The organism is Vibrio sp. 10N.222.54.E6, from assembly GCF_041473955.1.
GTDB lineage: Bacteria > Pseudomonadota > Gammaproteobacteria > Enterobacterales > Vibrionaceae > Vibrio > Vibrio tasmaniensis_A.
Genome location: NZ_JBFRTD010000007.1, coordinates 1 through 12,115, shown reverse-complemented (window position 1 = coordinate 12,115; position 12,115 = coordinate 1). Strand labels below are relative to the sequence as shown.

The 12,115-nt window shown below is 44.5% G+C and carries 8 protein-coding genes and 6 tRNA genes; 6 read left to right on the top strand and 8 right to left on the bottom strand.

The window, feature by feature from the left end:
- Positions 1-257: 257 nt before the first annotated feature.
- The 5 genes from AB4513_RS02445 to AB4513_RS02425 all read right to left on the bottom strand — a co-directional run bounded on the left by AB4513_RS02445 (position 258) and on the right by AB4513_RS02425 (position 864).
- A tRNA-Pro gene (locus tag AB4513_RS02445) sits at positions 258-334 on the bottom strand.
- Positions 335-389: 55 nt separating this feature from the next.
- Positions 390-465, bottom strand: a tRNA-His gene (locus AB4513_RS02440).
- Between the two features lie 45 nt (positions 466-510).
- Positions 511-587: transfer RNA gene (locus tag AB4513_RS02435), tRNA-Pro, on the bottom strand.
- A gap of 77 nt (positions 588-664) precedes the next feature.
- Positions 665-740 (bottom strand) — tRNA-His (locus tag AB4513_RS02430).
- Between the two features lie 47 nt (positions 741-787).
- Positions 788-864 (bottom strand) — tRNA-Arg (locus tag AB4513_RS02425).
- A gap of 297 nt (positions 865-1,161) precedes the next feature.
- On the opposite strand from AB4513_RS02425, the gene AB4513_RS02420 reads away from it, so the two are divergent.
- Entirely contained in the window at positions 1,162-1,575 is a 414-nt protein-coding gene (locus tag AB4513_RS02420; RefSeq protein ID WP_009848079.1) for a cytochrome c5 family protein, read from the top strand.
- Positions 1,576-1,671: 96 nt separating this feature from the next.
- On the opposite strand, the gene rep is transcribed toward AB4513_RS02420, so the two are convergent.
- Positions 1,672-3,690 carry a DNA helicase Rep gene (gene rep / locus AB4513_RS02415; RefSeq protein ID WP_012602966.1) on the bottom strand — a complete coding sequence of 673 codons (2,019 nt, stop codon included), beginning with the start codon at positions 3,688-3,690 and terminating at the stop codon, positions 1,672-1,674.
- Positions 3,691-3,841: 151 nt separating this feature from the next.
- On the opposite strand from rep, the gene AB4513_RS02410 reads away from it, so the two are divergent.
- The 4 genes from AB4513_RS02410 to ubiK all read left to right on the top strand — a co-directional run bounded on the left by AB4513_RS02410 (position 3,842) and on the right by ubiK (position 9,089).
- Positions 3,842-4,459 (top strand): TetR/AcrR family transcriptional regulator, encoded by a 618-nt coding sequence (locus tag AB4513_RS02410; RefSeq protein WP_009848082.1) that lies wholly within the window; start codon positions 3,842-3,844, stop codon positions 4,457-4,459.
- An 18-nt stretch (positions 4,460-4,477) separates the two neighbouring features.
- Positions 4,478-5,584 (top strand): efflux RND transporter periplasmic adaptor subunit, encoded by a 1,107-nt coding sequence (locus tag AB4513_RS02405; RefSeq protein ID WP_009848083.1) that lies wholly within the window; start codon positions 4,478-4,480, stop codon positions 5,582-5,584.
- Between the two features lie 11 nt (positions 5,585-5,595).
- A complete protein-coding gene (locus AB4513_RS02400) occupies positions 5,596-8,718 on the top strand; it encodes a multidrug efflux RND transporter permease subunit (protein WP_009848084.1) in 3,123 nt (1,040 codons plus the stop codon).
- A 119-nt stretch (positions 8,719-8,837) separates the two neighbouring features.
- Positions 8,838-9,089 carry a ubiquinone biosynthesis accessory factor UbiK gene (gene ubiK, locus AB4513_RS02395; protein ID WP_009848085.1) on the top strand — a complete coding sequence of 84 codons (252 nt, stop codon included), beginning with the start codon at positions 8,838-8,840 and terminating at the stop codon, positions 9,087-9,089.
- A 275-nt stretch (positions 9,090-9,364) separates the two neighbouring features.
- Here ubiK and ilvC read toward each other — a convergent pair whose 3' ends face one another.
- A complete protein-coding gene (gene ilvC / locus AB4513_RS02390) occupies positions 9,365-10,849 on the bottom strand; it encodes a ketol-acid reductoisomerase (RefSeq protein WP_009848086.1) in 1,485 nt (494 codons plus the stop codon).
- A 146-nt stretch (positions 10,850-10,995) separates the two neighbouring features.
- Between ilvC and ilvY the strand changes: the two genes are divergently transcribed.
- Positions 10,996-11,886 (top strand): HTH-type transcriptional activator IlvY, encoded by an 891-nt coding sequence (ilvY, locus tag AB4513_RS02385; protein WP_009848087.1) that lies wholly within the window; start codon positions 10,996-10,998, stop codon positions 11,884-11,886.
- Between the two features lie 126 nt (positions 11,887-12,012).
- On the opposite strand, the gene AB4513_RS02380 is transcribed toward ilvY, so the two are convergent.
- A tRNA-Ser gene (locus tag AB4513_RS02380) sits at positions 12,013-12,103 on the bottom strand.
- Positions 12,104-12,115: the final 12 nt, after the last annotated feature.

The following is a 12,115-nucleotide window of genomic DNA, read 5'->3' as shown; positions in this document are numbered from 1 at the left end:
TGGTCAGTGAAGAGACATCCTTTGAACATCAGACGAACCCCACTTGGGTTCCAACCTAGAGATCTACAGATGAAAAAAAAAGCTCATCATTTCTGATAAGCTTTCTTAAAGGTGGTAGGTAAGGTGGTAGGTGAAGAGGGGGTTGACGCGGCAGGGCTCCCTGCGGACTGGCGATCCAGCCCACGACCCTCTGGTCTCAAATTATCTAAATTCCAGGCGTAAAAAAGCCCCGTCATTTCTGACGAGGCTTCTTAAGGTGGTCGGTGAAGAGGGATTCGAACCCCCGACCCTCTGGTCCCAAACCAGATGCGCTACCAAGCTGCGCTATTCACCGAGACGTTTCGTTTGATTTCTCAAACAGGGAACTTCAATGAAGTTACCAAAATTAATGGGGTGGCTAACGAGATTCGAACTCGCGACCACCGGAATCACAATCCAGGGCTCTACCAACTGAGCTATAGCCACCACTAATCTTTTATATAACCGCTTAAAAGGCGATTATTGAAATAGTGGTCGGTGAAGAGGGATTCGAACCCCCGACCCTCTGGTCCCAAACCAGATGCGCTACCAAGCTGCGCTATTCACCGACTAATTTTGTATCGACTCTTGGGAATAATGAATCAACACTGGAAGCCGAAGCTACCGATATTTTGTAAAGAAAGAATGGGGTGGCTAACGAGATTCGAACTCGCGACCACCGGAATCACAATCCAGGGCTCTACCAACTGAGCTATAGCCACCATTATTTCTTTTTGCCAATTCTCACTTACCTAAGTAAGAGACCGGATGGCGCGCCTGAAAGGATTCGAACCTTCGGCCTTTGGCTCCGGAGGCCAACGCTCTATCCAGCTGAGCTACAGGCGCATGCCCTGTCGGCGGAGTGGAATAATACGTATATCACCTTATGCCGTCTAGTACTTTTTTAACTTTTTTTTCTGTTTGGTCTCTTTTTCGACAGTTAATATGTGATAAACCCCTTATTTGAGTACTACAACCCACCGCAGCTTATAAGTTGTTGTTTATTGCAACAACTTATCGGGATATAATCACCCATTATTTACATTGGTTTAACAGTTGCTCTTTGCTGATAAAGCCAAAACACCCTTCCAACACTATAAATTGGTAAGCATGTACTTACCTTGGGAATGTAAAGTGAGTTTAATGGATATGTCTCGTCGAATTTTAAGCGTTGTCATCGCAGTTTTAACCTTTTCAACTGGCGCTATGGCTTCAGGCCTAAGCGAAGCAGAGCAAGATGCTATTGCTGAACGCATCAAACCAGTTGGCCAAGTTTACCTAGTCGGCAGCGAGCCAGTAGCCGCAGAACCAACAGGCCCTCGTGATGGCGCAGCAGTTTACGGTACCTTTTGTATCGCTTGTCACGCATCTGGCGTAAGTGGCGCACCTAAAACAGGTGACGCTGGTGACTGGGGTCCTCGTATTGCCCAAGGTCGCGACATTCTAGCTGACCACGCAATCAACGGCTTCAATGCTATGCCAGCGAAAGGTTCATGTATGGACTGTTCAGATGATGAAATCAAAGATGCTATCGAGCACATGATTGCTGGTCTGTAATTTACCGATCTGTAATTAAAAATGCCAGATTCAAAAAAGGTGACCTCATGGTCACCTTTTTTATTGGCTTTTATATAACGCGATGAAAGCAAGGAATTACTTCTTGTTGAACATCGCTCGAATGTTAGCAATGTGTGCCTGTCCTTTTTCCATTCTTTCTTCAGCGGATTGTGGTTTCTTAACACTTTCCCACTCCACATCTTCATGCGGCAGTTCATCGAGGAATCGGCTTTGTGTTGGCTTTATCAATTCGCCATACTGACGACGTTCACGACATTTAGTGAAGGTCAGCTCTTTCTGCGCGCGAGTAATCCCTACATACATAAGACGACGTTCTTCTTCTACGTTACCTTCATCGACACTGGTTTGGTGTGGCAAGATACCCTCTTCGGCTCCCATCAGGAACACATACGGAAACTCTAGGCCTTTCGATGCGTGCAATGTCATTAATTGAACTTGGTCTGCATCGTCATCATCTTCACCACGCTCCATCATGTCACGTAGCGTTAAACGTTGAACCACTTCTCGTAGGGTCTTCTCTTCTTTGTCGTAGTTGTCACCCTCAAGGTCAGCAACGATCCAACTATAAAGATCAGAAACGTTCTTCATTCTCATCTCTGCAGCCTTCGGGCTTGCCGAGGTTTCGTACAACCAATCTTCATAGTTAATATCACGAACCAAAGAGCGAACAGCCTCAACGGTATTGCCACGTTCAGCATTATCAGAAATACGAACAATCCAATCGCTGAAACGGCGCAGGTTTTCTAAACCACGACCAGTCAAAGTTTGCTCTAAACCCATCTCAAAGCTCGCTTCAAACAAGCTCTTGCCACGCATGTTGGCGTAGCTGCCTAACTTCTCAAGCGTCACCGGGCCAATCTCACGACGTGGTGTGTTTACAATACGTAGAAACGCGTTGTCATCATCAGGGTTCACCAACACGCGGAGGTAAGCCATGATGTCTTTAATCTCAGCTCTAGCGAAGAAAGAGGTACCGCCAGAAATTTTGTAAGGCACACGGTTCTGCATCAACGCTTTTTCAATCAAGCGAGATTGGTGGTTACCACGGTACAGCACTGCGTAATCTTTATATTCTGTGCGATTCAAAAACTTGTGAGCGATGATCTCACCTGTAATACGCTCTGCTTCATGCTCTTCATTCTTAGCATTCAGTACCTTGAGCTTTTCACCGTCCGGGATCTCAGAGAACAGTGACTTTTCATAAACGTGTGGGTTATTAGCGATCAAGATATTCGCTGCACGCAAAATTCGACTCGTTGAGCGGTAGTTCTGCTCTAATTTGATCAAGCGTAAGTTAGGGTAGTCCTCACCTAACAGCACCAAGTTTTGCGGTTTTGCACCACGCCATGAGTAAATAGATTGGTCATCGTCACCTACGACCGTCAAACGACCACGCTCTCCCACAAGCAGACGCACCAATTCATATTGGCTGGTGTTGGTATCTTGATACTCATCGACAAGTAAATAGCGAATACGAGACTGCCAGCGCTCACGCACTTCTTGATTGGTTTTCAGAAGTAATACTGGCATCGCAATCAGATCATCAAAATCGAGCGCGTTGTATGCCTTCATCTGTTTCTGGTACATCTCAAAACAGAATGCAAACAACTGCTCTTGTTCGCCTTGAGCTCGAGCTTTCGCCTGATCTGGCGTCAGCATGTCATTCTTCCAATTCGAAATGGTGCTCATTAAAGCACGCAGCAGATCCTTATCACCATCGATCTGTCTCTCTGTTAGCTCTTTTAATAGCGCCAACTGGTCTTGGTCATCAAATAGAGAGAAGCCCGCTTTCAGACCCAGCGCTTTGTATTCACGACGAATGATAGTTAAGCCCATGGTATGAAAAGTCGAAACGATCAGGCCTTTCGATTCACCTTTACCCAGAGTTTGCCCCACACGTTCTTTCATCTCGCGTGCCGCTTTATTGGTAAAAGTTACCGCTGCAATATTGCGTGCCTTGTAACCACACTCTTGAACCAAGTAAGCAATCTTATTCGTGATAACACGTGTTTTACCAGATCCTGCGCCTGCTAATACTAAACAGGGGCCCGAAACATATTTCACGGCTTCATCTTGTCTTGGGTTCAGTTTCATTTGGTTCTCAATTTGGTCTATCGGGGCGAATTCAATTGCGCGCCTATAATAATGCTGCAACACCTCGAATGCTACGCTCTCTTATGCAAGAATTTTATATCACATATGAAAAACTATGTTGCACTTATGTATGGGTCTTAGGCTATAATGAATGAACGTTCATTCATTAGTGAGTATATTATCACTGTCTGGTTTTTATTCTATGATAGATAAAAGACAACAAATTATAGATGCCGCCGAAAAACTGATTGCTGAATCAGGCTTTCACGGACTTTCTATGCATAAACTAGCTAAAGAAGCAGGAGTTGCGGCTGGAACTATTTATCGCTACTTCTCAGACAAAGAAGAACTATTACAACAAGTTCGCTTAGCTGTCACTCAACGAAATGCTGGTTTAATTCAGCAAGGCGTTGAAGATTCGATGAGTCTAAAAGAACGATTTAGAAAAATGTGGCTCAACATTTTCGAGCTCTCGGGATCAAACATCTGCAATTTAAAGAATAGAGCTCAATACGACTCTTTACCTTGTATTCGCAGCCATGAGACCAAAGAGATTGAACGAAAAATGTTCCACAAAATAGATCAACTCTTTACTGAAGGTAGAGAGCAAGGGGTGTTTAAGCCTCTAGAAAACCCTGTTTTAGCAGCACTTAGCTTAGAAGTCAGTGTCACGCTGGCCCGTAAGCAATCTCTTGGATATTACCAACTTGATAAAAAAGCCATTGAAGCGGCGATTGAAGCAAGTTGGGATGCGATTATTACACACTAATTTGGAGTTCTAACTAGAATGAAAAAGTGGACTTTCTTCATGTTACTCATCGCTGTACTACTTTTCGGCAGCGTTATTGGGTTTAACATGTTTAAACAACAAAAAATTGCTGAGTTTATGGCTAACCGACCTGAGCCAGAGTTTCCAGTAACGGTAACAGAAGTTCAACCTATCGACTGGGTTCCAGTAATCGAAGCTATCGGCTTCATCGAACCTAACCAAGGTGTAACACTAGCGAACGAAACCAGCGGTGTTATTGACCAAATCTCTTTTGGTTCTGGTACTGATGTTAAAAATGACCAACTTCTTGTTCGTCTTGATTCCGGCGTAGAAAAGGCAAATCTAAAGAGCTCTGAAGCTCGCCTGCCTGCGGCAAAAGCAAAATACAAACGCTACCAAGGTCTTTTTAAGAAAGGTTCTATTTCTAAAGAAGCATACGATGAAGCAGAAGCAAACTTCTATTCTCTATCTGCTGATATTGAAAGCCTAAAAGCATCTATCGAACGTCGTGAAATTCGTGCTCCTTTCGATGGAAAAGTGGGCATTCGTAACGTTTACCTAGGTCAATACCTGCAATCAGGTACGGATATCGTTCGTTTAGAAGATACCAGTGTCATGCGCCTGCGCTTCACGGTTTCTCAAACTGATATCTCTCGCATCCATGTGGGTCAAGCTATCGACATCTTTGTTGATGCCTACCCAGAGAAGCCATTTGAAGGTTCTATCAGTGCCATCGAACCAGCAGTAAGCATCCAAAGTGGTCTTATCCAAGTTCAAGCAGATATTCCAAACAATGATGGCAAGCTTCGTAGCGGTATGTTCGCTCGTGCTAACATCATTCTGCCTAAGCTAGAGAACCAAGTTACTCTTCCTCAAACAGCGATTACTTTCACTCTATATGGTGACAATGTTTACATCTTAACTGAAGAAGACGGAGTTCAGCGTGTTGCTCAACATGTTGTAAAAGTAGGTGAGCGTACGGCTGATATTGCACACATCCTTGATGGTGTAAAAGCTGGCGATACAGTTGTAACTTCTGGCCAAGTACGCCTAAGTAACGGCGCCAAAGTTAAAGTTGTTGAAAGTGATGCGATCACTCCACCATCTGAAACACCTAAGCTGTAACTGGAGGCACAATGCGCTTTACTGATGTTTTTATTAAACGTCCAGTTCTAGCGGTATCCATCAGCTTTTTGATTGCTCTGCTTGGCTTACAAGCAATCTTCAAAATGCAGGTGCGTGAATACCCTGAAATGACGAATACCGTGGTGACAGTCTCAACTGGTTACTATGGTGCAAGTGCCGATCTTATCCAAGGCTTTATCACCCAGCCCCTCGAACAGGCTGTGGCTCAAGCGGATAACATCGATTATATGACATCTTCTTCTGTGCTAGGTAAATCTACGATTACCGTGAACATGAAGTTGAACACCGACCCGAATGCGGCATTGTCTGACATACTGGCCAAGACAAACTCGGTACGTTCTCAGCTACCTAAAGAGGCTGAAGATCCAACCGTAACCATGTCTACCGGTTCAACAACCGCTGTACTCTATATTGGTTTTACCAGTGACGAATTGGTATCGAGCCAAATTACCGACTATCTAGAGCGTGTAATCAACCCGCAGCTATTTACGGTTAATGGTGTATCTAAAGTTGACCTATATGGTGGTATGAAATACGCACTGCGCGTATGGCTAGACCCATCAAAAATGGCGGCGATTGGTCTGACTGCATCTGATGTAATGACGGTACTGAACGCTAACAACTACCAATCAGCTACGGGTCAAGCGACCGGTGAGTTCGTGCTTTACAACGGCAGTGCCGATACTCAGGTATCAAACACTGAAGAACTAGAGAATCTAGTCGTGAAAAGCGGAGAAGGTGAGATCATTCGCCTATCCGATATCGCGAAAGTTTCTCTTGAGAAAAGTCACGATGTTTACCGAGCAAGTGCTAACGGCCAAGAGGCGGTTGTAGCCGCGATCAATGCGGCGCCAAGTGCGAACCCAATCAACATCGCAGCTGATGTACTGGAACTTCTTCCTCAATTAGAGAAGAACCTACCAAGCAACATCTCAATGAACGTCATGTACGATTCAACTATTGCGATTAACGAGTCAATTCAAGAAGTTATTAAGACTATCCTTGAAGCGGCATTAATCGTATTGATCGTGATTACTTTATTCTTAGGTTCATTCCGAGCGGTACTGATCCCTATTATTACTATCCCACTGTCTTTGATTGGTGTGGCAATGGTAATGCAGGCAATGGGTTTCTCTTGGAATCTAATGACACTACTTGCAATGGTACTTGCCATCGGTCTAGTGGTAGATGATGCGATCGTAGTACTTGAAAACGTCGACAGGCATATCAAGCTCGGCGAGTCCCCTTTCCGTGCAGCGATTATCGGTACCCGCGAAATTGCGGTGCCTGTTATCGCAATGACGTTAACGCTAGGTGCGGTATATGCTCCAATTGCGATGATGGGTGGTATTACAGGCTCGCTATTTAAAGAGTTTGCATTAACCCTAGCGGGTTCGGTTTTCGTATCAGGCATTGTGGCACTAACGCTCTCGCCAATGATGTGTTCGAAAATGCTGAAAGCTCACGCTGAGCCAAGCAAGTTTGAGCAGAAAGTTCATAGCGTGCTAGATGGCATGACTAACCGTTACGAGCGTATGCTTGGTGCGGTAATGCAACATCGTCCAGTATTTATTGGTTTTGCTATCATCGTATTTGCAAGTTTACCGTTGTTGTTCAAATTCATCCCTAGTGAGCTAGCACCTTCAGAAGATAAAGGTGTAATCATGTTGATGGGTACAGCACCGTCGAATGCAAACTTAGACTTCATGCAAAATACCATGAACGACGTAAACCAGATTCTGTCTGATCAGCCAGAAGTTGCTTACGCACAGGTATTTACAGGTGTGCCAAATGCAAACCAAGCATTTGGTATCGCGTCTATGGTTCCTTGGAGCGAACGTGAAGCAAGCCAATCAGACGTAGCAAACCGCGTTGGTAATTTGGTGAAAGATGTTCCAGGAATGGCGGTAACTGCATTCCAAATGCCAGAACTACCCGGTGCTGGTTCAGGCCTTCCAATTCAATTTGTCATAACAACGCCAAACAGTTTTGAAAGCTTGTTCCAAATTACCACAGACATTCTGGCTGATGTCTCTTCAAACCCGTTGTTCGTATATTCAGATCTCGACCTGAACTACGACTCAGCAACCATGAAGATCAACATCGACAAGGATAAAGCAGGCGCATACGGTGTGACCATGCAAGATATCGGTATCACGCTCGGTACCATGATGTCTGATGGCTACGTGAACCGTATAGACTTGAATGGCCGTTCTTACGAGGTTATTCCTCAAGTTGAACGTAAATTCCGTTTGAACCCAGAATCAATGAACAACTACTACGTACGTGCTGCAGACGGCAACGCTGTACCACTAGGCAGTTTGATTACGATTGATGTTGTGGCAGAGCCTCGCTCTCTTCCTCACTTCAACCAATTGAACTCGGCGACGATTGGTGCGGTACCGGCTCCAGGCGCTGCAATGGGTGATGCAATTGCGTGGTTTGAAGACACGGCAGCGAATAAGCTTCCAAGTGGCTACAACCATGACTACATGGGTGAAGCACGCCAATACGTAACAGAAGGTAGCGCACTTTACGCGACCTTTGGTTTAGCTCTGGCAATCATCTTCTTGGTATTGGCGATTCAGTTTGAATCACTGAAAGACCCACTGGTTATCATGGTATCTGTACCACTGGCGATCTGTGGTGCCCTAATAGCTCTGGCTTGGGGCGCGGCAACGATGAACATCTACTCGCAAGTTGGTTTGATCACCTTAGTCGGCCTGATTACCAAGCACGGTATCTTGATTTGTGAGGTTGCGAAAGAAGAGCAGCTGCACAATCAAAAAACTCGTATTGAAGCGGTAATGGAAGCAGCGAAGGTTCGTCTTCGTCCAATCCTGATGACAACGGCTGCGATGATCGCGGGTCTAATCCCACTGATGTACGCAAGTGGTGCGGGTGCGGCTCAGCGTTTCAGTATTGGTATCGTAATCGTTGCTGGTTTAGCAATTGGTACTCTCTTCACGCTATTTGTACTGCCAGTGATTTACAGCTACTTAGCTGAAAAACACAAACCTCTACCTGTATTTGTTGAAGACAAAGACCTAGAAAAACTAGCTCGTGTCGATGAAGCAAAAGCAGCGCACAGAGAATTAGCTGATAATAAGTAATCACTAAGTCGTAATAACAATAAAAAGGCTACTTCGGTGGCCTTTTTTTGTACGCCATAGGCGACATCTCAAGTGTGATTAAATAGAATAGTGGTAAATATTCAGGAGTTTTAATTGATATGTTTGATCCAAAAAAACTAGAGCAGATTGCTAAGCAGATCCACGATTCTATGCCTCAACCAGTAAAAGAGCTTGGTTCAGACGTAGATCAAAAAGTTCGTCAGGTTATCCAAGGCCAACTGAACAAGCTAGACGTTGTAAGCCGTGAAGAGTTTGATGTTCAAACACAAGTACTACTGCGCACTCGCCAAAAGCTGACTGAAATGGAACAAAAGCTAGCGGACTTAGAAGCGAAGATTGCCGACAAATAAGCGTAAAAGAAAGCAAACTGAAAGGGTTGGTGTGAAAACACCAACCCTTTTGTATTTCTGAAGCTCAATCAAGGACTGAAAGTCGACGAATACTTATCAAACAATGTTCATTTTATTGATTTTTAAGACTTTGTTACTAAAAGCAAAAAGGCTTGGTCAACGGCGACCAAGCCTTTTTATTAGATGTTGTGTTGCTTATTTATAACTCCAACCTGTAAGGAGTTAGTGATACTGCTTCGCTTTTTCTACAAATTTATCAGTATCTAAGCGACTAATTAACCGCCTACAGCGATACGCTTCATGTCGCTCATGTAGCTACGTAGCTCTTCACCGATGTACTCGACAGGGTGGTTACGGATAGCTTCGTTTACTTCAATTAGCTTAGCGTTATCAACTTGGTTAGATGTTTCACCTAGACCACGGCCGATTACGTCTGTTGCAACTGAAGGCATGAACTTCTCACGTAGTAGCGGTGTTGCTACGTTAGCGAATAGGTAGTTACCGTACTCAGCAGTATCAGAGATTACAACGTTCATTTCGTAAAGACGCTTACGAGCAACTGTGTTTGCGATTAGTGGAAGCTCATGTAGAGATTCGTAGTAAGCCGACTCATCGATGATGCCAGATGCTGTCATTGCTTCGAATGCTAGCTCAACACCCGCACGAACCATAGCAACCATAAGGATACCGTTATCGAAGTACTCTTGCTCTGAGATTTCTACGTCAGAAGCTGGGTAGTTTTCGAATGCAGTTTCACCAGTCTCTTCACGCCAGCCTAGTAGGTTCACGTCATCGTTCGCCCAGTCAGCCATCATAGTGCTAGAGAAGTGACCAGAAATGATGTCATCCATGTGCTTGTTGTAAAGCGGACGCATTAGATCTTTTAGCTCTTCAGAAAGCTCAAACGCTTTAACTTTAGCAGGATTAGATAGACGGTCCATCATGTGAGTTACGCCACCGAACTTAAGTGCTTCAGTAATCGTTTCCCAACCGTATTGTAGAAGTTTACCTGCGTAGCCTGGTTCGATGCCATCAGCAATCATCTTCTCGTAAGATACGATAGAACCCGCTTGTAGCATGCCACAAAGGATAGTTTGCTCACCCATAAGGTCAGATTTAACTTCAGCTACGAAAGAAGACTCTAGGCAACCTGCACGGTGACCACCAGTGCCTGCAGCCCAAGCTTTAGCGATATCCCAACCTTCGCCTTTAGGGTCGTTTTCTGGGTGAACAGCGATCAGTGTTGGTACACCAAAGCCACGCTTGTACTCTTCGCGAACTTCAGAACCTGGACACTTAGGTGCAACCATTACAACGGTAAGGTCAGAACGTAATTGCATGCCTTCTTCAACAACGTTAAAGCCGTGAGAGTAACCAAGAGCAGCGCCTTGCTTCATTAGGGGCATTACTGTTTCAACAACGTTTGTATGTTGCTTATCTGGAGTAAGGTTGATAACTAGATCTGCTTGAGGGATTAGCGTTTCGTAGCTACCCACAACAAAGCCGTTTTCATCAGCATTCTTGAATGATTGACGCTTCTCATCAATTGCAGCTTGGCGAAGAGCGTAAGATACGTCTAGACCAGAATCACGCATGTTTAGACCTTGGTTTAGGCCTTGAGCACCACAGCCAACAATGACGATCTTCTTGCCTTCAAGGTATTCAGCTTCAGTCGTAAATTCTTCACGATCCATGAAACGGCAGCGACCTAATTGGTCTAGTTGCTCACGAAGGTTTAATGTATTGAAATAGTTAGCCATTGTAGGGCACTCCTTTAAAAATAAGTCCGTAAGGTCGATATCTCTCTATCGAATGACTTCATACTAAAACAGACACTCCGTTGCTGAAAGTGATATATTCACAATTAGTTATTGCAATAAATGCAACATGGAAATGATCGCAAAACATGAACATAAAATCTCTACAATTATTTATACATTTATGTGATAGCAAGAGTTTCAGCAAAACAGCAGCTGCTATGCACGTCAGTCCTTCTGCCCTTAGTCGTCAAATACAAAAGCTTGAGGAAGAAACAGGGCAAGAACTGCTTATCAGGGATAATCGAAGTGTTGACCTCACACCAGCAGGGAAACATCTGTTGCCTGTGGCATTGAGCATCGTTGGCGAGTGGCAGCAATATAATCTCCACCTAAAAGGCGGAGAACAGGAGCTCAAGGGTGAGATCCGCATTTTCTGTTCCGTAACAGCAAGCTACAGTCACCTTCCTGAACTCATTACTGAATTCAGGGCTATTCATCCGTATATTGAGTTTAAGCTCTCTACTGGTGACCCAGCGCAATCCATCGACAAGATACTAAATGATGAGGCTGATATTGCTATCTCAGCAAAACCAGACATTCTTCCCTCAAGATTAGAGTTCGAAACCATCAGCGATATACCACTGTCAGTCATCATCCCATCCGGTGTCAGTAGTTTTAGCCAGCAGCTGCAATCAGAGAAACCAAACTGGAATGAAGTGCCTTTTATCATCCCAGAAGCAGGTACTGCACGAGAACGTGCGAACGCGTGGTTCAAAAAGATGAAGATAAAGCCCAACATTTACGCTCAGGTATCAGGTCATGAAGCTATCGTAAGTATGGTTGCTCTTGGCTGTGGGGTTGGTATCGCTCCAGACGTTGTAATCAACAACAGCCCAGTGAGAGATAAAGTCGATCGTTTAAAAATAGAACCAATCAAACCCTTTGAATTAGGTGTCTGCTGTAAACGATCTCAACTTGAGAACCCATTGATTAGAGCGTTCTGGCAGGTAGCCGAAGGAAAGTATATCCCTGACTAGTTATCTATAAGCGATAACAAGCAGATGTGGAGGCACAGATAAAGAGCACGTTAGTGCTCTTTTTTTTTTTTCATAAACGACAAATATGAAAAAATCCCGCTGATTTCTCAGCGGGCTTTTCAATGGTGGTGGAGGGATAGGGATTTGAACCCTAGAACCGCTATTAACGGTTGCCGGTTTTCAAGACCGGTGCTTTCGACCACTCAGCCATCCCTCCAACAAATTGTCA

Excerpts from the sequence above, each read along its gene's own strand:
- AB4513_RS02420 (WP_009848079.1), top strand. The coding sequence starts at position 1,162 with ATGGATATGTCTCGTCGAATTTTAAGCGTTGTCATCGCAGTTTTAACC.
- rep (WP_012602966.1), bottom strand. The coding sequence starts at position 3,690 with ATGAAACTGAACCCAAGACAAGATGAAGCCGTGAAATATGTTTCGGGC.
- AB4513_RS02410 (WP_009848082.1), top strand. The coding sequence starts at position 3,842 with ATGAACGTTCATTCATTAGTGAGTATATTATCACTGTCTGGTTTTTAT.
- AB4513_RS02405 (WP_009848083.1), top strand. The coding sequence starts at position 4,478 with ATGAAAAAGTGGACTTTCTTCATGTTACTCATCGCTGTACTACTTTTC.
- AB4513_RS02400 (WP_009848084.1), top strand. The coding sequence starts at position 5,596 with ATGCGCTTTACTGATGTTTTTATTAAACGTCCAGTTCTAGCGGTATCC.
- ubiK (WP_009848085.1), top strand. The coding sequence starts at position 8,838 with ATGTTTGATCCAAAAAAACTAGAGCAGATTGCTAAGCAGATCCACGAT.
- ilvC (WP_009848086.1), bottom strand. The coding sequence starts at position 10,849 with ATGGCTAACTATTTCAATACATTAAACCTTCGTGAGCAACTAGACCAA.
- ilvY (WP_009848087.1), top strand. The coding sequence starts at position 10,996 with ATGAACATAAAATCTCTACAATTATTTATACATTTATGTGATAGCAAG.